The 22266-nt window shown below is 68.7% G+C and carries 21 protein-coding genes; 8 read left to right on the top strand and 13 right to left on the bottom strand.

Annotation, left to right across the window (positions count from 1 at the left end):
* The first annotated feature begins 1 nt into the window (after position 1).
* Positions 2–274, top strand: coding sequence for a hypothetical protein (locus EDD27_RS08425; RefSeq protein WP_127931879.1), 273 nt, complete (start codon positions 2–4; stop codon positions 272–274).
* On the opposite strand, the gene EDD27_RS08420 is transcribed toward EDD27_RS08425, so the two are convergent.
* The 3 genes from EDD27_RS08420 to EDD27_RS08410 form a co-directional block, all read right to left on the bottom strand.
* Positions 271–1821, bottom strand: a complete 1551-nt coding sequence (locus EDD27_RS08420; RefSeq protein ID WP_127931878.1) for a hypothetical protein — start codon at positions 1819–1821, stop codon at positions 271–273. The two genes, EDD27_RS08425 and EDD27_RS08420, sit on opposite strands and share 4 nt — an antisense overlap.
* 82 nt (positions 1822–1903) lie before the next feature.
* Positions 1904–3334 (bottom strand): serine/threonine-protein kinase, encoded by a 1431-nt coding sequence (locus EDD27_RS08415; protein ID WP_127931877.1) that lies wholly within the window; start codon positions 3332–3334, stop codon positions 1904–1906.
* Entirely contained in the window at positions 3324–4826 is a 1503-nt protein-coding gene (locus EDD27_RS08410; protein ID WP_127931876.1) for a serine/threonine-protein kinase, read from the bottom strand. The genes EDD27_RS08415 and EDD27_RS08410 overlap by 11 nt, the downstream gene beginning before the upstream one ends.
* A gap of 75 nt (positions 4827–4901) precedes the next feature.
* Here EDD27_RS08410 and EDD27_RS08405 point away from each other — a divergent pair, with 75 nt between their 5' ends.
* Together EDD27_RS08405 and EDD27_RS08400 are read left to right on the top strand one after the other, a co-directional pair.
* Complete coding sequence (locus tag EDD27_RS08405; RefSeq protein WP_127931875.1) at positions 4902–6626, top strand: DEDD exonuclease domain-containing protein; 1725 nt, start codon at positions 4902–4904, stop codon at positions 6624–6626.
* Between the two features lie 17 nt (positions 6627–6643).
* Positions 6644–6931 carry an Lrp/AsnC family transcriptional regulator gene (locus EDD27_RS08400; RefSeq protein WP_127931874.1) on the top strand — a complete coding sequence of 96 codons (288 nt, stop codon included), beginning with the start codon at positions 6644–6646 and terminating at the stop codon, positions 6929–6931.
* Between the two features lie 240 nt (positions 6932–7171).
* On the opposite strand, the gene qcrB is transcribed toward EDD27_RS08400, so the two are convergent.
* Genes qcrB through ctaE form a run of 4 tightly spaced genes read right to left on the bottom strand, consistent with a single transcriptional unit; the run spans position 7172 to position 11410 of the window.
* Complete coding sequence (gene qcrB / locus EDD27_RS08395) at positions 7172–8821, bottom strand: cytochrome bc1 complex cytochrome b subunit (protein ID WP_127931873.1); 1650 nt, start codon at positions 8819–8821, stop codon at positions 7172–7174.
* On the bottom strand, positions 8818–9930 hold the full coding sequence (qcrA, locus tag EDD27_RS08390) for a cytochrome bc1 complex Rieske iron-sulfur subunit (RefSeq protein ID WP_127931872.1): 1113 nt from the start codon (positions 9928–9930) through the stop codon (positions 8818–8820). The genes qcrB and qcrA overlap by 4 nt, the downstream gene beginning before the upstream one ends.
* Complete coding sequence (qcrC, locus tag EDD27_RS08385; RefSeq protein WP_127931871.1) at positions 9927–10739, bottom strand: cytochrome bc1 complex diheme cytochrome c subunit; 813 nt, start codon at positions 10737–10739, stop codon at positions 9927–9929. Before qcrC ends, qcrA begins: the two co-directional genes overlap by 4 nt.
* A 14-nt stretch (positions 10740–10753) precedes the next feature.
* Entirely contained in the window at positions 10754–11410 is a 657-nt protein-coding gene (gene ctaE, locus EDD27_RS08380; RefSeq protein ID WP_127931870.1) for an aa3-type cytochrome oxidase subunit III, read from the bottom strand.
* Positions 11411–11618: 208 nt separating this feature from the next.
* Between ctaE and EDD27_RS08375 the strand changes: the two genes are divergently transcribed.
* The gene (locus tag EDD27_RS08375; protein WP_127940564.1) at positions 11619–12017 is read left to right on the top strand and encodes a hypothetical protein; all 399 of its coding nucleotides are present in this window, start codon (positions 11619–11621) and stop codon (positions 12015–12017) included.
* A gap of 6 nt (positions 12018–12023) precedes the next feature.
* Positions 12024–13070 carry an anthranilate phosphoribosyltransferase gene (gene trpD / locus EDD27_RS08370; RefSeq protein WP_127931869.1) on the top strand — a complete coding sequence of 349 codons (1047 nt, stop codon included), beginning with the start codon at positions 12024–12026 and terminating at the stop codon, positions 13068–13070.
* A 135-nt stretch (positions 13071–13205) separates the two neighbouring features.
* Here the strand turns inward: trpD and EDD27_RS08365 are convergent, their stop codons facing one another.
* The 4 genes from EDD27_RS08365 to ctaC all read right to left on the bottom strand — a co-directional run bounded on the left by EDD27_RS08365 (position 13206) and on the right by ctaC (position 17495).
* Positions 13206–14408 (bottom strand): L,D-transpeptidase, encoded by a 1203-nt coding sequence (locus EDD27_RS08365; RefSeq protein ID WP_127931868.1) that lies wholly within the window; start codon positions 14406–14408, stop codon positions 13206–13208.
* A 251-nt stretch (positions 14409–14659) separates the two neighbouring features.
* Entirely contained in the window at positions 14660–15073 is a 414-nt protein-coding gene (locus tag EDD27_RS08360) for a cytochrome c oxidase subunit 4 (RefSeq protein ID WP_127931867.1), read from the bottom strand.
* Positions 15073–16737, bottom strand: a complete 1665-nt coding sequence (gene ctaD / locus EDD27_RS08355) for an aa3-type cytochrome oxidase subunit I (protein ID WP_127931866.1) — start codon at positions 16735–16737, stop codon at positions 15073–15075. The genes EDD27_RS08360 and ctaD overlap by 1 nt, the downstream gene beginning before the upstream one ends.
* Positions 16734–17495 carry an aa3-type cytochrome oxidase subunit II gene (ctaC, locus tag EDD27_RS08350; protein WP_241563918.1) on the bottom strand — a complete coding sequence of 254 codons (762 nt, stop codon included), beginning with the start codon at positions 17493–17495 and terminating at the stop codon, positions 16734–16736. Before ctaC ends, ctaD begins: the two co-directional genes overlap by 4 nt.
* Before the next feature lie 216 nt (positions 17496–17711).
* Between ctaC and EDD27_RS08345 the strand changes: the two genes are divergently transcribed.
* Together EDD27_RS08345 and EDD27_RS08340 are read left to right on the top strand one after the other, a co-directional pair.
* On the top strand, positions 17712–18845 hold the full coding sequence (locus EDD27_RS08345; protein WP_127931864.1) for a cysteine desulfurase family protein: 1134 nt from the start codon (positions 17712–17714) through the stop codon (positions 18843–18845).
* A complete protein-coding gene (locus EDD27_RS08340) occupies positions 18842–19087 on the top strand; it encodes a sulfurtransferase TusA family protein (protein WP_127931863.1) in 246 nt (81 codons plus the stop codon). Before EDD27_RS08345 ends, EDD27_RS08340 begins: the two co-directional genes overlap by 4 nt.
* A 110-nt stretch (positions 19088–19197) precedes the next feature.
* Here the strand turns inward: EDD27_RS08340 and EDD27_RS08335 are convergent, their stop codons facing one another.
* Positions 19198–20184: a carbohydrate kinase family protein gene (locus EDD27_RS08335; RefSeq protein ID WP_127931862.1), complete on the bottom strand. Its 987-nt coding sequence runs from the start codon at positions 20182–20184 to the stop codon at positions 19198–19200.
* Positions 20185–20324: 140 nt separating this feature from the next.
* Entirely contained in the window at positions 20325–20678 is a 354-nt protein-coding gene (gene erpA / locus EDD27_RS08330) for an iron-sulfur cluster insertion protein ErpA (protein WP_127931861.1), read from the bottom strand.
* A 157-nt stretch (positions 20679–20835) separates the two neighbouring features.
* Here erpA and nadA point away from each other — a divergent pair, with 157 nt between their 5' ends.
* Positions 20836–21993 (top strand): quinolinate synthase NadA, encoded by a 1158-nt coding sequence (gene nadA / locus EDD27_RS08325; RefSeq protein WP_127931860.1) that lies wholly within the window; start codon positions 20836–20838, stop codon positions 21991–21993.
* The last annotated feature ends 273 nt before the right edge of the window (positions 21994–22266 follow it).

The following is a 22266-nucleotide window of genomic DNA, read 5'->3' as shown; positions in this document are numbered from 1 at the left end:
GGTGGCGCTGCTGCTGGAGCAGGTGATCACGGTGGCCGCGGGCACGCTGGCCGGGCTGCTCGCGGGCCTCGTGGCGGCCGGGGCGGCGCTCGGCAGGATCCCGCAGTTCGCCGAGCCGCCCGTCACGCCGCCGCTGCCGCACGAGGTGGCGGCGGCGCCCGTCGCACTCGTCGTGGGCGCCGCCCTGCTCGTCAGCCTGCTGGCCGCGGTGGTGGTGTCGGAGCTGCTGCTGCGCGGCATCCGCGTGGAGCGGCTGCGCGACGCCCCCGCCTAACCGCCCGCCGGTTGCTTGTCCAGCTCGGCCATGTACGCCCTGGCCAGCGTGAGCGCGCCGCCCAGCGCGTCCTTCTCGGTCATGAGCTTGACCTTGGGTGAGTTCGTCGGCTCACCCTCGGGCCGCTGGTGCCCCGAGTAGTCCACCCGCACCACGACGGCGCCCTTGCGCATCAGCACCGACCCGGAGGACGCCGATACCTCGCCCCGCCCCCTGGTCTGGACGAACTGCCGGTACGCCTGCTCGCCCAGCCCCTCGACGTCGGCGACCTTGCCCCAGGTGATGCCGCCCATCGATGACTGCGCCATATGCTGGTCGGAGCCGCGCCGGCTCGCGTAGTAGCCCTTGGCCGAGGCCTCGTCGACGCCGCCCGCCCGGTTGGTGAACCGGTGCACGGTGATCAGCGCGCTGCGGATCTTGATGATCCCCTCGCCTCCGGGCAGGTTCTTGTTGAGCCAGCGGCACTCCGTCTGGCTGTCGGCCCCGATCGTGGTGCCGCGGGCCCGCGTTTCCGGATCCGGCACCAACCGGGTGGCCACCTCCGTCAAGGCGGTGCAGTCGGCGGGGAAGGAGGGCAGGACGGACGGGGAGGGCTCCGGCGGTGCGCTGGTCGCGCTCGCGCTCTGCGACGGCTCCGGCTGGGCCAGCACGTTGGGGTTCTTCGCCTGCCAGGCGGCCGCGCCCTTGGCGAAGTAGGCGATCAGGCCGCTCACCTCGCGGATCGCGTTCTCCTCGGTGATCGCCTGCACGGTGTCGTTGGACAGGATCTGCGCGTCCTTGCGCTGCTGGTCCGCCTGGTACTTCAGCTCGATCGTCATGTCGCCGACCCGGGCGTGGGCCTTGCCGTAGGCGAACCACATCAGCTTCTTGTCCCGGCTCCAGGTGTATTGGGCGAACGCGCCGTCGCCCACGCCCGGGATGTCCTTGACCGGGGAGACGTACATCTTCTCGCCTGGGTCCAGCGTCGGTTTGGCGGTCTCGCCGTATTTGCCGCCGCCGTAGTCGATCTCGTAGGAGCCCTGGGCGAGTGACCTGCCGGTCTTGGCGCCCTCGGGCTTCCACTGCTCGATCCTGACGTCGATCTCCCGCTCGCGCCGGAACTCGCCGAACGAGATGTTGCGGTTCACCCAGTTGCAGCTGAACGTGACCGTGGCGTCGGATTCCCTGGAGGACTTGGTCACGGTCGCCTCCGGCACGAGCCGGTCGACCTCCTCCTTGGGCAACATGGCGCACACGTCGGGCCCCTTCGCGGCGCCCGCTGGGGGCTGCGACGACGACGGCTGCCCGGTCGTGGCCGGGAACAACGAGCCGGAGACCTTGCCGTACACCAGATAGGCGCCCACGCCGCCGGCCGCCACCAACACCACCAGCGCGGCGGCCAGCGTGGGCAGCAGCCAGGAGGGCCGCCGTGGCGGTGGCGGCGGCCCCTGCGGTGGCGGCATGTACGGCACCGTCGGCATCGTCGGAGGCGGTCCCTGCGGCTCGAACGGCCTGCCCGGCCCCTGGTAAGGGGTGGTCGGCGGCTGATATTCGCTACCGGGATTCACGGAGACTCCTGGGGTTGCCCTGACTTGCGGGAGAACATGCTAGTCACGCCCCTTGCAAGATGCTTGCGGCTCATGCTCGGCATCACTTCTGGAGGGCCGCGGCCACCAGGCGGGCGGCGGCGATGGCCGTCTCCTTGTCCGCCGGCTTCGAGACCGGCACGTCCTCGCGATGCCAGATCACTTCGCCCAGCAGGTTACTCGTGCGGAAGAGCACGATGCTGTCGGATCGGCCGCTTTCGGTGGAGTTGAGGTAGAAGGTGAAGGAGTTCTGGATGATCGCCGACTCCCCCACTCCCTTGACGTCGGAGACCGCCCCCCAGGTGGTCCGACCTTGGGTGCCCTTCCCGGCAGCGCGGGTGGCCTTCATGCTGGCGAAGCGCCGCTGGGCCACCTGCGGGCCACCAAGGTCGCCGTCGGGCCGCTCGATCCAGGCACGCACGATGAGGCGGCGTTGGGGCTGCTCGTCGACGGCCCACTGGCACTCGCCCGCCCTGGTCGCGCCGCGGTCCGGCGTGCCCTTCACGATTCCGGCGGCCTGGGCGTCGGTCAGGAGCTTGCACGGATCGGGCGCCTGGGCGTATTTGCCGGTCTCCGGCTCGACCCGGAGCGCGGCGGCGGCGTACCAGCCGCTCCCGGCCAGCGTCACGACGGCGGCGAGCACGGCCGGAACCAGCCACCAGCGGCGCCGTCGCGGCGTCGTGGCGGTGGCCGGCTGGGCGCTCAGCGCCTGGCGGATCTGCGGCGCGGTGGGCCGGGCGGCGGGGTCCTTGGCGAGCATGGCCATCAGCAGGCCGCCCAAGTGGCGGCCGGCCCGCGCCGGGAACGGCGGCTCGTGCAGCAGCACCGCCGCCGCCATCGCGGCCGGCAGCTCCCGCTCGAACGGCGCCCGGCCCTCCACCGCGGTGTACAGGCTCGCTCCGAGCGACCACAGGTCGGACGCCGGGCCCGAAGGCTGCTCGTTGAGCCGTTCCGGAGCCATGTAGCCGGGCGAGCCGCCGCTGCCGAACTGGCCCCGCCCGCCCATCGGGGCCGCGATGCCGAAGTCGGTGAGCATGGCCGAGCCGTCGGAGTCGAGCAGGATGTTCGCCGGCTTGACGTCCTGGTGGAGCATGCCGTGCGCGTGCGCGACCTCCAGAGCCGACAACACCTGCAGCCCCACCCGGGCCACGAATTCGGGCGGCAGCGGCCCCCGCTCCTTGATCAGCTTGTCGAGCGAACGGCCGGTGACCAGATCCATGATGATCCACGGCTGGTCGCCTTCGAGCACCACGTCGTGGATCAGCACGATGGCCGGGTCGCGCAGCCGCCCCGCCGACCTCGCCTCGTGGATGGCCCGGTCGGTGAACTGGGCGCGCGCGTACGGGTCGAGTCCTTCCGGCACGCGTACCTGCTTGACGGCGACCTGCCGGTCCAGGACCTCGTCGATGGCCCGCCACACGGTGCCGGCGCCGCCCTGCCCGAGCCGCTCGATCAGCCGGTAGCGGCCGGCCAGCAGGTAGAGGTCATGCGGCATCGCGCAACGCCTGTTCGCTCGCCTGGGCCGCCTTCAGCGCCGACTGCTTGACGTCCTCGTCGGTGGGCCGGTCGGCGACGGTGGAGTATTCGACGCTCACCACGAGGTTGGCCAGCCGGTAGTAGACGTGCGCCGAGTGCACCCGCCCGTCAGGGCCCGCCAGCTCGAAGGCGAACGCCTCCTCCCCGACGCCGGTGATCTGGCGCACCGGGGTGCGCTTGGACTTCATCTTGTCCTTCACCCCGATCTCCGGCCAGTTCCAGTCGAACTGGTCGTATTTCTTCCAGTAGCGCTGCTGGCCCTGGAACAGCCTGCGGGCGCCGGCCGGGGTCATCGACCAGGGGTCCACCGTGTCGGAGTCCTTCTGCACCTGCAGGCCCACGCCGGATTGGGAGATCGGCCAGCCGCACTTGGGGCCCACGTCGTCGGAGCCCGGCTGGCCCTTGGGCGGTTTCTGCGTACGCAGCAGCAGGCCCACCTCCTCCTGGCTGATCAGCGTGCACACGTCCATCGGCACCGTGAACGACGCGGGCACCCCGCTGTCCATGCTCCTCAGCACGAAGAAGCCGCCGGTGGCCACCGCGACCACCAGGGCCGCCGCCGCGGCGATCCACACCACGACCCGCCCCCGCTTCTTGACAGGGCGCGGCGCGGTCGGCTCGAGGCCGGCCGGCAGCTGCGGCAGCGGGCCACCGGCGGCCACCTGCCTGAGCGCGGGCACGGCCACACGCGGGTCCGGGCGGGCCTCCGGGTGCTGCGCCATCATGGCGGTGATCAGCGGCCCCAGCGGTCCGGGCGCCGCCGGCGGCGGCTGCGTCAGCGTGGCGCGGATCCGCTGGGCCGCCGACCCCTCGTAGGCGGCGGCGCCGGTCACCGCGGTGTAGAGCGTGGCCCCGAGCGACCACAGGTCGCTGGCCGGGCCGCCGGGGTGGCCCTCCAGCCGCTCGGGCGCGATGAACCCGGGCGAGCCGATCATCAGCCCCTGCTCGGTGAGCGTGGCCTGGCCCTCCTGGCGGGCGATGCCGAAGTCGGTGAGCACCACCCTGCCGCTCTCGGTCAGGAACACGTTGCCCGGCTTGACGTCGCGGTGCTGCATGCCCTGCGCGTGGGCGACCGACAGCGCCTCCAGCACGTCCGCGCCGATCCGCGCGGCGTAGTCGGGCGGCATGGGCCCGAACTCGCGCACCGTGTCGGCGAGCGTGCGGCCCCGCAGCAGCTCCATGACCAGCCAGGGCCGTTCGTACTCGACGACCACGTCGTGCAGGGCCACGATGCCCGGGTGGCGCAGCCTGGCGGTGGCCTGCGCCTCGCGCACGGCCCTCTTCACCGAGTCGGCCCGCTCCTTCGGCGACATGCCCTCGGGCAGCGTGAGCTCCTTGACCGCGACGTCGCGGTCAAGCATCTCGTCCCTGGCCAGCCACACCTTCCCCATGCCACCGGCGCCCAGGGGACGCTGGAGGGAGTAGCGGCCGGCAAGTCTTCCCGTGGACACAAAGGGAAGGGTAACTAATGATCAAGGGGGTTGGTTATTCGATCCTGTCGGTCGCTCTCTCTATGGTCTTGGGTCGTGGACGCGGTACAAGGCACACTCGACGAGCTCGGCACTCCGCTCAACCAGGTCACGTTCGTCGTGTTCGACCTGGAGACGACCGGCGGCGCCCCCGCTGAGGACTCCATCACCGAGATCGGGGCGGTCAAGGTGCGGGCGGGCGAGGTGCTGGGCGAGTTCTCCACACTGGTCGATCCCGGCGGGCCGATACCGCCGTTCATCTCCGTGCTGACCGGGATCACCGACGCCATGGTCATGGCCGCGCCGCGGATCGAGGCGGTGCTGCCGAGCTTCCTGGAGTTCATCCGCGGAGCCGTGCTGGTGGCGCACAACGCCGGGTTCGACACCCGTTTCGTCAAGGCGGCCTGCGCCGCGCACGGCTATCCCCCGCCGGCCAACCCGGTCGTCGACACCGTGGACCTGGCGCGGCGCGTGCTGACCCGCGACGAGACGCCCAACGCCAAGCTGGCCACCCTGGCCAGGTTCTTCCGCAGCCCGGTCGAGCCGTGCCACCGTGCCCTGCAGGACGCCAGGGCCACCGTGGACGTGCTGCACGGGCTGATCGAGCGGGCCGGCTCGTTCCAGGTGCACACGCTGGAGGAGCTGAAGTCGTTCGTCCGCGCCCCCACGCCCGAGCAGCAGCGCAAGCGCCACCTGGCCGAGTCCGTGCCGCACGCGCCCGGCGTCTACCTCTTCGAGGACGAGCGGGGCGAGGTCCTCTACATCGGCAAGAGCACCAACCTGCGCAACCGCGTGCGCTCCTACTTCACCGCCGGCGAGACCCGGCCGCGCATCCGCGAGATGATCGGCATCGCCGAGCGGGTGCGCCACATCGTCTGCTCCACCGCCCTGGAGGCCGAGGTCAGGGAGCTGCGCCTGATCGGCGGCGCCAAGCCCCGCTACAACCGCCGTTCCCGCTTCCCCGAGAAGATGCTCTGGCTCAAGCTCACCGCCGAGCCCTTTCCCCGCCTGTCCATCGTGCGCGATCTGAAAGACGACGAGGCCACCTATCTCGGCCCGTTCACCAGCGCCCGCCTGGCCGACGAGGCCCGCATCGCGCTGCACGAGGCCGTGCCGCTGCGCCAGTGCACCCAGCCGATCAGCCTGCGCACCCGCCGCGCCGCCTGCGTGCTGCACGAGATGGGCCGCTGCGGCGCCCCGTGCGAGGGCAAGGAGAGCCCGGAGGAATACGCCGTCCACGTCGAGAGCGCCCGCCGCGCCATGACCCTCGACGCCACGCCCGTCTTCACCGCCGTGCAGGCCCGCATGGAGCGCCTGTCGGTGGAGCAGCGTTACGAGGAGGCGTCCGTCGACCGCGACCGGCTGGCCGCGTTCGTCCGCACGGCCGCCCGCATGCAGCGGCTGAGCTCCATCACCCGCATCCCCCAGTTGGTCGCCGCCAGCCCCGCCTTCGGCGGCGGCTGGGACATCCACGTCATCAGGTACGGCAGGCTCGCCGCGGCCGGCGTCATGCAGAAGGGCGTGCACCCGACCGCTTTCGTCGCCTCGCTGACGGCCACGGCGGAGGTCGTCATCCCCGGTCCCGGCCCCGTCCACGCCGCCAGCGCCGAGGAGACCGAGTGCATCCTGCGCTGGCTGGAGTCGCCGGGCGTGCGGCTGGTGGAGGTGGACGGCGTGTGGAGCCTGCCCGCCCGCGGCGCCGCCCGCCACAAGGCCCGCATCGACCTCGCTTACCGCCATCTCGACCAGGGACGCTCCCGCGAGGGGCGGCCTTTGCGGTAACCCGCTAGAGTTGCTCCATGGTCACGGCTATCGTCCACATCAACGCCGAGGTAGACCGGATCACGGAGGTCGCCGAGACGATCGCCGAGATCGACGGCGTCAGCGAGGTCTACTCCATCACCGGCGAATACGACCTCCTCGCCATGGTCCGCGTCCCGGCATATGAACAAATCGCCGAGGTGGTCCCGGGCCGGATCAACAAGGTCGAGGGCGTCCTGCACACGGAAACGCACATCGCGTTCCGCGCCTACAGCAAGCACGACCTGGACGCGGCCTTCTCCATCGGCTTCCCCGAAGCCGACTGACTCCCGGTCTCGCGGCACCCGCTCCGGCCACGGAGCGGGCCAGAATGCGGTGCGTGGTGCCCGCTTCAACCACGGAGCCGGCCCAGAACGCGCTCCGTCACGGCGAGCAACCCGTGAGCCTTCACGACCGGCCATGACAGATGGAAACCAGCGACGGCGCGTGCGGTGACGCCGGGCGGCCGTAAAAGAAGATCATAAAAGCGCCCCGGGCGGAAAGATCCGCCCGGGGCTGATGCTTACTCAGTGGGTGATGCTACGGTCCTCGCCGCTGCCGATGGCGGCGTGCTCTTCCTCGTGCTCGTGTCCCTCGTCCAGCGGGATCTTCTCCCCGCCGTACGCCTTCGACATGCGGGCGCGCAGCTTGCCGAGCGGACCACGCATGCCCCTGGGCGGGATGCCGGCCGTGTCCTCGGCGACCGGCAGCATCGCCACCGGCTCCTTGCCGCGCACGTGCGCCTCGATGTCGTCCGCCGGAGGCGTGTGGACCTCGATGAACTCACCGTGCGGCAGCCGCTTGATCACACCGGACTCCACGCCGTGCGAGACGACGGCGGCGTCCTGGCGCTGGAGGCCGAGGCAGACCCGGTAGGTGATCAGGTACGCCAGCGCCGGCGCCACGAAGATCAGGAACCGTCCTGCGTACGTCGTCCAGTTGAGGCTGATGTGGAAGTTCGCCGAGATCTCGTCGTTGGCGCCCAGCAGCCAGAGGACGCCGTAGAACGTCATGGCCGAGATGCCGATCGAGGTCCGGTGCGGGTTGTTGCGCGGCCGGTCCGCGACGTGGTGCTCGCGGTTGTCGCCCGTCACCCAGCGTTCCAGGAACGGATAGAGCGCCAGACCCGTCATGATGATGCCCATCGGCACCAGCGCCGGGATGATGACGCTCAAGGGCAACGTGCCGGCGTGGGTGGTGCCGAAGAGGTTGATCTCCCACGGCGGCATGATGCGGAGCGCGCCTTCCAGGAAGCCCATGTACCAGTCAGGCTGCGAACCCGCCGAGATGTCGGCCGGCGTGTACGGGCCGAACAGCCAGATCGGGTTGATCTGGGCGAACGTCGCCAGGCCCGCGATCACACCGAGCGTGAACAGGAAGTAGGCACCCGCCTTGGCCATGAAGGCCGGGTAGAACGGTGCGCCCACCACGTTCTGGTTGGTCCGCCCCTTGCCGGGCATCTGGGTGTGCTTCTGCACCCACATGAGCACCATGTGGGCCGAGATGAGCGCCAGGAGAATGCCCGGGATCAGCAGGATGTGCAGCGAGTAGAACCGGGCGATGACGTCCTCACCCGGGTATTCCCCGCCGAACAGGAAGAACGTGACGAACGTGCCGACCAACGGCAGCGAGATCGCCACACCCTCGGTGATCCGCAGACCGGCGCCGGACAGCAGGTCGTCGGGCAGCGAGTAGCCGGTCAGACCCTCGGCCAGCGCCAGTGTCAGCAGCAGCACGCCGATGATCCAGTTGAGCTCGCGCGGCTTGCGGTAAGCGCCGGTGAAGAACACCCGCAGCATGTGGACCGTCATGCCGGCCACGAAGAGCAGGGCCGCCCAGTGGTGCATCTGCCGCATGAGCAGACCACCCCGGACTTCGAAGCTGATCTCCATCGTCGAGGCGTACGCCGCGGACATCCCCACGCCCTTGAGCGGCTCGTAGACGCCGTCATAGATGACGTGCTCCATGCTGGGCTTGAACCAGAACGTCAGGAACGTACCGGTCAGCAGCAGGATGATGAACGAGTAGAGCGCGATCTCACCCAGCAGGAACGACCAGTGGTCCGGGAAGATCTTGCGCAGGTTGCGCTTGAGGAAGTTGGCCCCGCCGAGCCGGTCGTCGAGGAAGGTCGACGGGCCGGAGATCGCCTTGGGAACCGTCTTCAGTTCGGTGGTCATGCCTGGCCTCCCTGCTCCCTGGCCGCCTTCTCGGCGTCACCGCGCTCCCAGTAGCTGGGCCCGACGGGCACCTCGAAGTCACCCTGGGCGATGAGGTAGCCCTGCTCGTCGACGGTGATCGGCAGCTGCGGCAGCGGCCGCGCGGCCGGGCCGAAGATGACCTTTGCACCGTCGGCGGCGTCGAACGTCGACTGGTGGCACGGGCAGAGGATGTGGTGGGTGTTCTGCTCGTAGAGTGCCGCCGGGCAGCCCACGTGGGTGCAGATCTTGGAGTACGCGACGATGCCGTCGTGCGTCCAGTTTTGCCGCACCCCGGACTTGAGCTCCTCCGGGCGGAACTTGATGAGAATGAGCGTGGCCTTGGCGAGGGCGTTGAGGTCGTGCTCGTAGCCCTCGGGGACCACCGACAGGATGCCGCCGGGCGAGTTGAAGTCGGCGGCCCTGATCGGCTGTCCGGTGCCCTCGACGAGGAGCTTGAGCGGCTTGCCTTCCTTGTTCTTCTCGCCCCAGACCGTGTGGCGCAGCACTTCGTTGAACTTCGAGCCCGGCATCTTGTTGTTGTCCAGGTCGCGCAGCAGCACCAGCGGCACCAGGCCGAGCGGCGCCGCCGCCAGCAGCAGGGTGCGGCGCAGCAGCTTGCGCTTGACGAAGCCGCTCTCGTTGGCGCCCTGGACGAAGGTGTCGGCCACGACCTCGCGGTCGGGCTCGTCGGAGGCCATCTCGTGGCGCTCCTGGATCAGGGAGTACTTCGGCATGATCTGGCGGACCCAGACCACGATGCCGACCGCCAGTCCCAGGATCGCGAGCGTCAGCGTGCTGCCCAGCACCAGGTTGGACGTGCCCGTCGCCTCGGGGCTGCCCACCGGGAACACCACGTAGGAGATGATGAACGCGACGGACGCGAGGAAGGTGATCGTGAAGCAGAGCGCCACGACCTTCTCGGCCTTGCGGGCCTTGGCCTCGTCCTGCAGCGTCACGCCGGGGGCTTCCTCGGCGGTCTCCGCCTTTTCCACGGTGCCGAGCATCGAGGTGCCCGGCGCGGGGGTGCCGATGACGCGCTTGGGCACGCGCTCATCCGGCTGCTCGATCTCGTGCTCGTTGTCTGTCATGGCTTCTGTCGCTTCTTCGCGGTGATCCAGATGGCGGCGAGTGCGAGGGCGCTGAGCCCCACGATCCACGCTACGAGACCTTCGGTGACCGGGCCAATGCGCCCCAGGCCGAAACCTCCCGGGTCCTTCTGCGAACGCACCTGGGTGATGTAGGCGATCATGTCGCGCTTCTCTTCCGGCGTGATCGTCGTGTCGTTGAAGACCGGCATGGCCTGCGGGCCCGTGACCATCGCCTCGTAGATCTGCGTGGGGGTCGCCTCGTTGAGGTTGGGGGCGTACTTGCCCTGGGTCAGGGCGCCGCCGGCGCCGACCCAGTTGTGGCACTGGATGCAGTTGGCGCGGAACAGCTCGCCGCCCCGGCCGGCGTCGCCGAGCTTGGCGTCGACCTCCTCGGCGCCCGGGACCTGCGGTCCGCCGCCGAGCGACTGCACGTACGCCGCGATCTGGCGGGTCGTCGTCTCGTTGACCCAGGGGGCCGGAGGCTTGCGCGGGACCTGGGGCCCGGGCGCGCCCGCGGGCATGCGGCCGGTGCTCATCTGGAAGTCGACGGCCGCGGCGCCGACGCCGATGAGGGTGGGCGCCTTGTTGGTGATGCCCTCGGCGTTCATGCCGTGGCAGCTGGAGCAGTGCTGGACGAACAGGCTCCTGCCCTCGGCCACGTCATCGACCTTGCCTGCCGCGAGCGCCGCGTCGGCAGGCTTACCCGCCTGGACAAAGGCGGCGTATACCATCCCGACCAGCGACAACGCCAAAATCAGGACGGCGTATCTCGCGAGGGGATGCCGCCGCCAAGCGGTGATCCTAGTCACAGAGATCCCGTTCCTTAACGAATGATGTAGATGGTCGCGAAAAGACCGATCCAGACGACGTCTACGAAGTGCCAGTAGTAGGACACGACGATCGCGCTGGTGGCCTGCTCATGCGTGAAGCGCTTCGCGGCGTACGTGCGTCCCAGCATGAACAGGAACGCGATCAGGCCACCGGTCACGTGCAGGCCGTGGAAGCCCGTCGTCAGGTAGAACACCGAGGTGTAGGGGTTAGCGGACAGGGTCGCGCCCTCTGACGCCAGCTCGTTGTACTCGTACAGCTGGCCCGCGATGAAGACCGCGCCCATGAGGAAGCTGACGATGTACCAGAAGCGGAGCTTGGCGACCTGCCCCTTCTCCGCGGCCCACACGCCCAGCTGGCACGTCACACTCGACAGCACCAGGATGATCGTGTTGACCGTCGCGAACGGGATGTTCAGGTGAGCGACTCCCTCGGCGACTTGCGCGCCTGTGGGAAGAAAGGCGGGACCCCACTCGATCCCCCTGCCCTCGCTCACCGACCGGATGGTGAAGTACATCGCGAACAGCGCCGCGAAGAACATGAGCTCAGAGGACAGCCAGACGATCGTCCCGACACTGACCAGGTTGGGTCTGCGGTACGACTGTGCTGTCGTCGTCGAAGTTATTGCGGATGCTGTCGCCACGGGCAGCATTATTGCGGCTCTGGTAGTCGGTCCCGCGCACGACCCCCCGTTAGCGGGTACAAACCGGCCATCAACCAGGGATAATTACCCCAAAACGCCCCCTGAGGGCGGCAGCCTGGGTTTGCACACCGGCACACCGGTACGATCCAGGGTGACCCTACCGCTACGACCGATAGTGAGCGCGACAGTGACGTCATCTGGGAGCACCGACGACACGATGAAGGTCCTCGTCTACAGCGACGACGCCGCGACGAGGGCTGAGGTGATCCAGGCCATCGGCAGGCGGCCCGCGGCGGACGTCCCCTTCGTCGAGATCGTGGAGTGCGCCACCGAGCCCAAGGTCCACCAGTGGCTGGGCTCGGGCGAGATCGACGTGGCCGTCCTCGACGGCGAGACGCAGCCCGCGGGCGGCATGGGCGTCTCACGCCAGGCCAAGGACGAGGTCTACGACTGCCCGCCCATCTGCCTGATCATCGCCCGGCGTGACGACCGCTGGCTGGCCGAATGGTCGAAGGCCGATGCCGTGGTGTCGCAGCCCCTGGAGCCCATGGTCGTGGCCGACACGGTGGCCGATCTGATGCGCCGCCGTTCCTCCACCCGACTCAACGCTAAGTAGGTGCCCATGGACTCCCGTACGACCTGGCCTGCCCTGCTTTCCGCTCTCCTGGCCGGAGAGCATTTGACATCAGACGAGACGGCCTGGGCGATGCGGGAGATCATGTCGGGCTCCGCGACGCCGTCCCAGATCGCCGGCTTCGTGATCGCCCTGCGCGCCAAGGGCGAGACGGTGTCCGAGGTGGTGGGCCTGGCCCGGACCATGCTGGACCTGGCCACGCCGCTCAGCGTGGAGGGCCGCGTGGTCGACATCGTCGGCACGGGAGGCGACCGCGCGCACACCGTCAACGTCTCGACGATGGCCGCCATCGTGGTCGCGGCGACCGGCGCGCGGGTGGTCAAGCACGGCAACCGCGCCGCCTCCTCCTCGTGCGGCGCGGCCGACGTCCTGGAGCACCTGGGCATCCGCCTCGACCTCACGCCCGAGCAGACCGCGCAGGTGGCGCTCAACGCCGGCATCGCGTTCTGCTTCGCCCCGGTCTACCACCCCGCGCTGCGCTTCGCCGGACCGACGCGCAAGGAGATCGGCGTGCCCACGGTCTTCAACTTCCTCGGCCCGCTCACCAACCCGGCCCGCCCGGCCGCTCAGGCCATCGGCGTCTTCGACCCCAGGATGCTGCCCGTGCTCGCGGGCGTCTTCGCCGAGCGCGGCGTGTCCGCCCTGGTGTTCCGCGGCGACGACGGCCTGGACGAGCTGACCATCGCCGGCACCTCGACGGTGTGGGTGGTCAAGGACGGCGCCGCCACGCAGACGACGTTCGACCCGGAGGTCCTCGGCATCCCGCGCGCCGACGTGGGCGCGCTGCGGGGCGGGGACGTGGCGTTCAACGCACAGGCCGTGCACGACCTGCTGGGCGGCAAGACCGGGCCGGTGCGCGACGCGGTGCTGCTCAACGCGGCCGCCGCCCTGGTGGCCTACGACGGGCCCGGCGACGACCTCAATGCGGCCATGGCCGAGGGCTATGCCCGCGCGGCGCAGGCGGTGGACTCCGGCGCCGCCTCGGCCGTCCTGGACCGCTGGGTGGAGGCCAGCGGCTCCTTCCGCCCGGCCTGACGGGCGGCCTCGCACGCATCCAGCCCGACCTGGCCGGCGAGCCGCACACATCAAGCCCGCCTGGCTCACAGGCATGAAGCGGCCGGCCCGGGAAGTCCCGGACCGGCCGTCTTCGTGTGCTGGACTCGCGGCCGGCTACGACAGGGCGATCGTGGGCCCGGCCTTGAGCGAGCTCCACTTCAGCCACTGCTTCCAGTTCTCCTGCCAGTGCCCCCACCCGTTCGTGGGCTCCAGCTTCCGCGGCGAACCGGTGATGATGATCGGGTCGCCGATCAGGGTGTTCTTGATGAACCAGCGGGCATTGTCGGGGCTGATGTTCACGCATCCGTGGCTGACGTTCGCGCTGCCCTGCGAGCCGACCGACCAGGGGGCGCTGTGCACGTACTCGCCGCTGTTGGAGATGCGCACGGTGTTGTAGACCGTCAGCTGGTAGTAGCCGGGCTGGCCTGGACCGATCCCGGGGGAGGTCATGACGGTGACGGGCTCGCGCGACATCGCCAGATGGATGCCTGAGGTCGTGTAGTACTTCCACACCCCGCCCTTGCCGGCGCTCATCGGCATCGTACGGATCTTCTTGCCGTCTCGCCGCACGATGAGCACGTGCTCATCGGTGCTGCCCTTGGTGATCTGAGAGCGGCCGATCTTGAAGTTGAGCGTGACGTCGCGTTTGCCGTACATGCCGGGTCCTCCGCGTACGCCGGCCAGCCGTGCCTCCACCCGCACCCGCGTGTGGGCGGGCCAGTACTTCTGCGGCCGGAAGTCGACGTGCTGGTCGTCGAACCAGTGCCAGGCCCCCTCCACCGGCTTGGAGCTGCGGACGATGAGGTTACGCTCGACGGACACCCGGTCCTTGATCGGCTTGTCGAAAGCGATCATGATGGGCATGCCGACGCCGACCGTCAGCCCCGTGTACTCCTTGTTCGGGGTGATGGTCTCGATGTCGAACGTCTCCTTGCCCTTCACGGTCGCGAACGTGCTCGTGGTCGTGGTCTGCTTGCCCGCGGCGTCCACGGAGACGGCGGTGACGGTGTACTCGGTGCCGGGGCGGGCGGTGCCGAGGCTGCGCCAGCGGGTGCCGTCGGCGCTCAGCTCGCCCTCGAGGGGGGCGGACTTGCTCCCCGCCACCCGTACGCTCCTGAGCTTGCCGCTGGTGGCCGACACGACCACGGGCTGGTCGGTGGGCACGTCCTTGGTCTTGTCCTGAGGAGAGAACGACACAGCCGGGCCCCGCGCGCCGCCGGCCATCGCGATCCCCTCCGGCGCCGGTTCCTTCGCCGAGCACGCGGTCAGCAGCGCCAAGGCCAGCAGACCGGCGGATACATACGTTACGCGCTGCACGGTGACTCCCTCGCCCAAGAACGAACCGCTTCGCTGTCTTCCCTCGCAAGAAGCCTGCTCGTTGGCCTGCCGCCCTACCCTTCCTGGCTGGCAAAGGACGTGGCGGCAGTCCACATAGCAGACCTCTCATTACTACCCTGAGTGATCGAATCACCACATCCGGCCACTGGTAAAGAACATGAAAAAGCGGGCGTCCTCCCCCAAGGAAGGACACCCGCTCCGGTTTCGCTCAGCTCTCGCTGAGGGTCAGCTCAGTGCGAGAAGTTGCCCCGGTAGTACTGGAACACGAACCCGATCATGGCCATGAGGATGAGGAAGACCCCGATCAGGAACATCCAGAAGCCGAACACGAACCCGGCGAAGGCGAAGGCCGCCGCCAGGCACACGAACAGCGGCCACCAACTGCTCGGGCTGAAGAACCCGATCTCCCCGGCGCCCTCGCTGATCTCCGCCTGCTTGTTGTCCTCCGGCTGCGGGCCGATGCGCCGCGCGGTGAACATCAGGTAGTAGCCCACCATGAACGCGAACCCCACCGAGATGGCCATGGCCGTCGTGCCGACCGGCTCACCCTGACCCGTGGCGGCCTTGGTCCAGAACCAGTAGGCCACGTCCACGGCGGCGAAGAACAGGCCGCAGGCGAGGAACAGCCACCCTTGTACCCTCATCAGGCCTCGACCTCCTGGACTGGCTTGGCGGACACGTGCGGATAGTGCAGGTCGAACGCGGGACGCTCAGACCGGATGCGCGGCAGCGAGGTGAAGTTGTGCCGCGGCGGCGGGCAGGAGGTCGCCCACTCGAGCGAGCCGCCGTACCCCCACGGGTCGTCGACCGTGACCTTGGGCGCGCTGCGCCACGTCTTCCACACGTTGTAGAAGAACGGCAGCGTGGACAGGCCCAGGATGAACGCGCCCACCGACGACAGCATGTTGAGGTCGGTGAAGCCGTCGGCCGCGCTGTAGTCGGCGTACCGGCGCGGGAAGCCCACCATGCCGAGCCAGTGCTGCACCAGGAACGTGGTGTGGAAGCCGATGAAGAGCAGCCAGAAGTGCAGCTTGCCCAGCTTGTCGTCGAGCATCTTGCCGGTGAACTTCGGCCACCAGAAGTAGAAGCCGGCGAACATGGCGAACACGACGGTCCCGAAGACCACGTAGTGGAAGTGGGCGACGACGAAGTAGGTGTCGCTGATGTGGAAGTCGAGCGGCGGCGAGGCCAGGATGACACCCGTCAGACCACCCAGGAGGAAGGTGATCAAGAAACCGATCGAGAACAACATCGGCGACTCGAACGTCAGATGCCCTCGCCACATGGTGCCGACCCAGTTGAAGAACTTCACGCCCGTCGGCACCGCGATGAGGAACGTCATGAACGAGAAGAACGGTAGCAACACCTGCCCGGTCGGGAACATGTGGTGCGCCCAGACCGTGATGGACAGACCGGCGATCGAGATCGTCGCGGCCACGAGGCTGATGTAGCCGAAGATCGGCTTGCGGCTGAAGACCGGCAGCACCTCGGTCACGATGCCGAAGAACGGCAGCGCGATGATGTACACCTCGGGATGGCCGAAGAACCAGAACAGGTGCTGCCAGAGCAGCGCTCCACCGTTCTCCGGGTCGAAGATGTGCGTGCCGAGCTTGCGGTCGGCCTCCAGGGCCAGCAGCGCGGCGGCCAGCACCGGGAACGCCATCAGCACGAGCATGCTGGTGAGCAGGACGTTCCAGGTGAAGATCGGCATGCGGAACATGGTCATGCCGGGTGCGCGCATGCAGATGATCGTGGTGATGAAGTTCACCGAGCCGAGGATCGTGCCCAGACCGGACAGGGCCAGGCCCATGATCCACAGATCCCCGCCGATGCCGGGCGAGTTGATCGCGTTGGACAGCGGCGTGTAGGCGAACCAGCCGAACGACGCGGCGCCGCCCGGGGTGAAGAAGCCGGACACGGCGATGATGCTGCCGAACAGGTAGAGCCAGTAGCTCACCATGTTGAGGCGGGGGAACGCCACGTCAGGGGCGCCGATCTGCAGCGGCATCAGCTCGTTGGCGAAGCCGGCGAACAGCGGCGTCGCGAACATCAGCAGCATGATCGTGCCATGCATGGTGAACAGCTGGTTGAACTGCTCGTTGCTGGTGAACTGCAGCCCCGGCTGCGCGAGCTCCGCCCGCATGATCAGCGCCATGATGCCGCCGATCAGGAAGAAGATGAACGACGAGATCAGGTACAGGTGCCCGATGATCTTATGGTCGGTGGAGGACAGCCACTTGGCGATCACCTGGCCCTTGGTGGTGGGCCGCCCGACCGGCGCGCGAAGTGGTTCTTGAATGGCGGTCACTGGGCACTCCCAGCCTGTGTAGCGAGGTACTGGTTCCACTCGGTGTCATTGACGAGCTTCACCGAGAAGAGCATCTTGCTGTGATCGACACCGCACAGCTCGGCACAACGGCCCGCGTAGACGCCGGGCTTGTCCAGCGTCTTGATCGCAAACTTGCGGCCGGGGTTGTCCTCGGGGATGCCGGGGATCACGTCACGTTTGAACAGGAACGCCGGCACCCAGAAGGAGTGGATGACGTCGTCCGTCGACAGGTCGAACTCGACCGTCTTGTTCACGGGCAGGACGAGCTGAGGCCCCTGCTTGTAGTCGTCGACCGGCAGGCCGGCGACCGGCTGCAACGTCTTGCCACCCACCGTCGTGGTGAAGCGCCAGCTCCACTGGAAGGCCTCGACCTTCACCACCACATCCGGGTTCTTCGGCATGCGGGTGAGGTATTCGCTGTCCCGCGCGGTGTAGAAGAAGAACACCGACACCATGACGAGCGGGATCACCGTGTAGAGGATCTCGATCGGCAAGTTGTAGCGCACCTGCGGCGGGAGGTCCGCCTGCGACTTGCGCTTGCGGTGGAAAATGGCCGCCCACACGATCAGGACGATGACGACGGCGCCCGTGGCGAGTGCGGCAATCCAGGCCCCGTTCCACAGAGTCTGGATCGGGCCACCCTGCTCGGTGACGTGTTCGGGAAGAAGGCCGCGAGACCAATCGGCCTCGGGGACGTCATTAGCACACGCCGTCGCGGTGGCCAGCAGCAACGCCAAAGCGGCGGCTCGTGGCACCCTGCGCCGGGCCAACGAACGCCGCGTCGTACGGCGAGTCGGACTCACGGATCGCCTACCCCACAGATGAAGCCCAAGAGTCTCTCCCTTGGGCGCTCGTATTTCCTATGCACAGCTGATTGCAGACACATTAGCGTGCAGGTGCCTCGCCCTACTTCGCGACCCCTCGATGGCGCCGCAAGTGGGACGATAGGTCTCGTGGCGTACTTCGACGCGGCTTCGAGCGAGCCGCTCCACCCGCAGGCGCGTGAGGCGCTGCTGGCGGCGATCGACGTCGGCTGGGCCGATCCCGCGAGACTTTACAGCCAGGCCCGCCGTGCGCATCTGCTGCTGGAGCAGGCCCGCACGGAGGTGGCCGAGGCGCTCGGCGCGCGCCCGGACGAGGTGTCGTTCACCTCTTCCGGCACGCAGGCCGTGCATCTCGGCGTGCTCGGCACCCTACACGGCAGGCGCAGGGCCGGGCGCCACCTGGTGACGAGCGCGGTCGAGCACTCCAGCGTGCTGCACGCCGGCGGCGTGCACGAACGCGACGGCGGCACGGTGGAGACGGTGCGAGTCGGCCTGAGCGGACAGGTGGACCTCGACGCCTTCGCCGAGGCGGTGGCGCGGCCCGGCACCGCGCTGGCCTGCCTCCAGACGGCCAATCACGAGGTCGGCACCCTTCAGCCGGTGGCGGAGGCGGCCGCGGCGTGCCGGGCGCACGGCGTTCCGCTGCTGGTGGACGCGGCCCAGACGGCCGGCCGGATGCCGATACCGCCGGGCTGGTCGGTGCTCACCGCGAGCGCGCACAAATGGGGCGGCCCGGCCGGGGTAGGGGTGCTGGTGGTGCGCAAGGGCACCCGGTTCCGCTCCTTCCTGCCGGAGGACGAGCGGGAGCGGCGGCGGGTGCCGGGCTTCGAGAACGTCCCCGGCATCGTGGCCGCGGCGGCCGCCCTGCGCGCGATGGCCGCGGAGGCGGCGCAGGAGCAGGCGAGGATCTCCGAGCTCGTGGGGAAGATCAGGGAGACGGTGCCGAAGATCGTCCCGGACGTGGAGGTGATCGGCGACCCGGTGGACCGGGCGCCGCACATCGTGACCTTTTCGTGCCTGTACGTCGACGGGGAGGCGCTGCTCACCGAGTTGGACAAAGCGGGATTCGCCGTATCGTCCGGAAGTTCGTGCACCGCTAGTACGCTTCGTCCATCGCACGTTCTGGAAGCGATGGGCGTGCTGACGCATGGGAATGTCCGGGTGTCGCTGCCCAGGGGCGTCTCCGCGGCGGAGGTCGACAGGTTCCTCGCCGTGCTGCCCGATATGGTGCGCCGCATCCGCCAGGACGCAGGAGTCGCATGACCGAGGTTACTCAGCCGGCTTTGACGATCGACGCGCTCGGGAAGAAGTGCCCGATCCCGATCATCATGCTCGCGGAGCAGATCAACTACGTGCCGCTGAACGCCGTGGTGGCCGTCCTGGCCGACGATCCCGCGGCCTATACGGACGTACCGGCGTGGTGCAGGCTGAAGTCGCACCGCCATGTCGGCTCGTACGAGCTGCCCGAGGGCGGCTGGTCCATCCACGTAAGACGCAACTACTGATCTTCCGGCACTGATTTTCCGGGCATGCGCGCCGGCCCGGATGGACGGCGAACGCCCCGCCCCGGCGCATCGGCCGTGGACGGGGCGATCTGAAGCCGCTCGGAGCCGGCTCAGGGGTGGTAGCAGCGCACGTACTCGGCGATCTCCCCGGCCGCCTCAGCGCCGTACGCCGCGGCGAACCGCTCGAGGAAGCCCTGCTGCCCCAGCTCGTACTCCTGCCCGCCGACCCGCTCCAGCACGTGCGTGGCGGTGAGATTGCCGATCTGCCCGCACCGCTCCAGCGGCAGCCCCCAGGCCAGCCCGGACAGGAACCCGGCGCGGAAGGCGTCGCCGACGCCGGTGGGGTCGGCCTTGCCCCGCTCCGGAGCGGGCGCGACCTGGATGGACGGCTCGCCCTTGCGGTCGATGACGGCGCCCTTGGGCCCGAGCGTGGTGATCCGCACGCCGACGCGGTGCAGGATCTCCTCATCCGACCAGCCGGTCTTCTGCTCGATGAGCCCCTTCTCGTAGTCGTTGGAGAAGAGATAGGCGGCCCCGTCGACGAGCTGGCGGATCTGCTCGTCCTCCATGCGCGCCAGCTGCTGGGAGATGTCGGCGGCGAACGCGATGCCGCGCTGGCGGCACTCGTCGGTGTGCCGCAACATCGCGTCGGGGTCATTGGGGCTGATGAGCACCAGGTCGAGGCCGCCCACCCGGTCGGCGACGGGCTGCAGCTCGATGAGCCGGGCCTCGGCCATGGCGCCGGTGTAGAACGAGGCGATCTGGTTGTGGTGCTCGTCAGTGGTGCACAGGAAACGCGCGGTGTGCTGCGTCTCGGAGATGTGCACGGAGCCGCAGTCGACGCCGTGGCGCTCCAGCCATGACCGGTAGTCGGCGAAGTCGTTGCCGACGGCTCCCACGAGAATCGGCTGCAGGCCAAGGCAGCCCATGCCGAACGCGATGTTCGCGGCGCACCCGCCGCGCCGGATCTGAAGGTCGTCGACCAGGAACGAGAGTGACACCCGGTCGAGCTGCTCGGCGATGAGCTGATCGCCGAAGCTTCCTGGGAAGGTCATCAAGTGGTCTGTCGCGATGGAGCCGGTGACGGCGATGCGCACGGGATTCTTCTTCCTCGTTGTCAGCAGGCCAATGAGCCCCACGAGAATACGCGAAGGTCCCGCCCGCACAAAGGCGAACGGGACCTGGCGACCGACCTACGACCAGTTGCCTACGACTAGTTGAACGTAGTTGCCTACGGCTAGTTGAAGGAGTCGCCACAGGCGCAGGAGCCGGTGGCGTTGGGGTTGTCGATCGTGAAGCCCTGCTTCTCGATGGTGTCGACGAAGTCGATGGTGGCGCCCATCAGGTAGGGAGCGCTCATCCGGTCCGTGACCACGCTGACGCCGCCGAAGTCCGACACCACGTCGCCGTCCATCGAACGGTCGTCGAAGAAGAGCTGGTAGCGCAGGCCTGAGCAACCGCCCGGCTGCACCGCGACCCGCAGCTGCAGACCCTCTTCACCCTGCTGCTCCAGCAGGTTCTTGACCTTGGCGGCGGCCGCGTCAGTCAGGATCAGGCCCTGCGTCGTGGTCTCGCTGCTCTCAACCGTCATCTGCTGACTCCCTAACCCGGCTGTCTGTTTTCGACGTCCTACTAATGACGCTACCAACACCTGGCCGATGCCACACATTCCCGGAGCCCCCACCCCGGAATAAACCAGGGTGGCCCGTGTGTCATCATGAGTATCGTCAATCCGACGATAAGGGGGTATGGCCATGACCACCCAGACCGGGCTGCCGCTCTTCGTTCTCGGCCAGAGCGCCGATCCGCACAGCGAAAAGGGGGTCGACTGCCCGGGTGAGCTGCCACCCGCGTCCGATCCCGGCCTGGTGGAGCGTGCCCGCAAGGCCAAGGAGGCGCTCGGCGACCGCCTGTTCGTGCTCGGCCACCACTACCAGCGCGACGAGGTCATCCAGTTCGCCGACGTGACGGGCGACTCCTTCAAGCTCGCCCAGCAGGCGGCGGCGCGGCCGGAGGCGGAGTTCATCGTCTTCTGCGGCGTGCACTTCATGGCCGAGTCCGCCGACATCCTCACCCATGATGACCAGAAGGTGATACTTCCGGACATGGCGGCCGGGTGCTCGATGGCCGACATGGCCACGTTCGACCAGGTCGAGGAGTGCTGGGAGGCCCTGGAGGACGCCGGGCTGGCCGATCAGGTGATCCCGGTCACGTACATGAACTCCAGCGCCGACATCAAGGCCTTCTGCGGCCGCAACGGCGGCGCGGTCTGCACCTCCTCCAACGCCCGCCGCGCCCTGGACTGGGCGTTCGAGCAGGGCGAGAAGGTGCTGTTCCTGCCCGACCAGCACCTGGGCCGCAACACCGCGGTGCTGGAGATGGGCATGTCCCTGGACGACTGCGTGGTCTGGAACCCGCACCGCCCGAACGGCGGGCTCACCCAGGAGCAGCTGGAGCGTGCCAAGATGATCCTTTGGCGCGGCCACTGCTCGGTGCACGGCCGCTTCACGGCCGACTCGGTGGACGACGTACGCGCCCGCATCCCCGGCGTGAACGTCCTCGTGCACCCGGAGTGCCGCCACGACGTCGTGCTCAAGGCCGACTACGTGGGCTCGACCGAATACATCATCAAGAAGCTGGAGGCGGCCCCGGCCGGTTCGAGCTGGGCGGTCGGCACGGAGCTCAACCTGGTCAAGCGCCTGGCGCAGAGATTCCCCGACAAGAACGTCTCGTTCCTGGACCGGACGGTCTGCTACTGCTCGACGATGAACAGGATTGACCTCCCGCACCTGGTGTGGGCCCTGGAATCACTGGTCCTGGGTGAGGTCGTGAACCAGATCACGGTGGACGAGGACACGACACAGTGGGCCAAGGTCGCCCTCGACCGCATGCTCGCCCTCCCATAGGTTCCTGTGTTGGACCCGGCCGAGACGTCGACTCCAGAACCGACCGATACGGCACGGTAACGGACGGCCCCTGTGCCCGAGGCTCGGGCCAGGCGGCTGGCCGGCGCAACAGCCTGGACACGCCGTTAACCGCCTGTGGGCAGGAGGTCAGCGTGCGGGTGAGGGCGGCGCCTCCTCCGCCATCCGTCCCCGGCCCGCAACGGCGTCCCCGGACCCGAACCCTCGGTCCGCGCTGCTGAAGGAATTGGACGATCTCGGGCTTTGAGGCCGCGC

Origin of the sequence: Nonomuraea polychroma (genome assembly GCF_004011505.1) — a bacterium.
GTDB lineage: Bacteria > Actinomycetota > Actinomycetes > Streptosporangiales > Streptosporangiaceae > Nonomuraea > Nonomuraea polychroma.
The sequence above is the reverse complement of the archived record's forward strand: the minus strand, read 5'-3'. Positions and strand labels throughout refer to the sequence as shown.

Bases quoted from the DNA above. Each gene is read 5' to 3' on its own strand.
- EDD27_RS08415 (WP_127931877.1), bottom strand. From the start codon at position 3,334: ATGCCGCATGACCTCTACCTGCTGGCCGGCCGCTACCGGCTGATCGAG.
- EDD27_RS08400 (WP_127931874.1), top strand. From the start codon at position 6,644: ATGGTCACGGCTATCGTCCACATCAACGCCGAGGTAGACCGGATCACG.
- qcrB (WP_127931873.1), bottom strand. From the start codon at position 8,821: ATGACCACCGAACTGAAGACGGTTCCCAAGGCGATCTCCGGCCCGTCG.
- qcrA (WP_127931872.1), bottom strand. From the start codon at position 9,930: ATGACAGACAACGAGCACGAGATCGAGCAGCCGGATGAGCGCGTGCCC.
- ctaE (WP_127931870.1), bottom strand. From the start codon at position 11,410: ATGCTGCCCGTGGCGACAGCATCCGCAATAACTTCGACGACGACAGCA.
- EDD27_RS08375 (WP_127940564.1), top strand. From the start codon at position 11,619: ATGAAGGTCCTCGTCTACAGCGACGACGCCGCGACGAGGGCTGAGGTG.
- trpD (WP_127931869.1), top strand. From the start codon at position 12,024: ATGGACTCCCGTACGACCTGGCCTGCCCTGCTTTCCGCTCTCCTGGCC.
- EDD27_RS08360 (WP_127931867.1), bottom strand. From the start codon at position 15,073: ATGAGGGTACAAGGGTGGCTGTTCCTCGCCTGCGGCCTGTTCTTCGCC.
- EDD27_RS08340 (WP_127931863.1), top strand. From the start codon at position 18,842: ATGACCGAGGTTACTCAGCCGGCTTTGACGATCGACGCGCTCGGGAAG.
- erpA (WP_127931861.1), bottom strand. From the start codon at position 20,678: ATGACGGTTGAGAGCAGCGAGACCACGACGCAGGGCCTGATCCTGACT.
- nadA (WP_127931860.1), top strand. From the start codon at position 20,836: ATGGCCATGACCACCCAGACCGGGCTGCCGCTCTTCGTTCTCGGCCAG.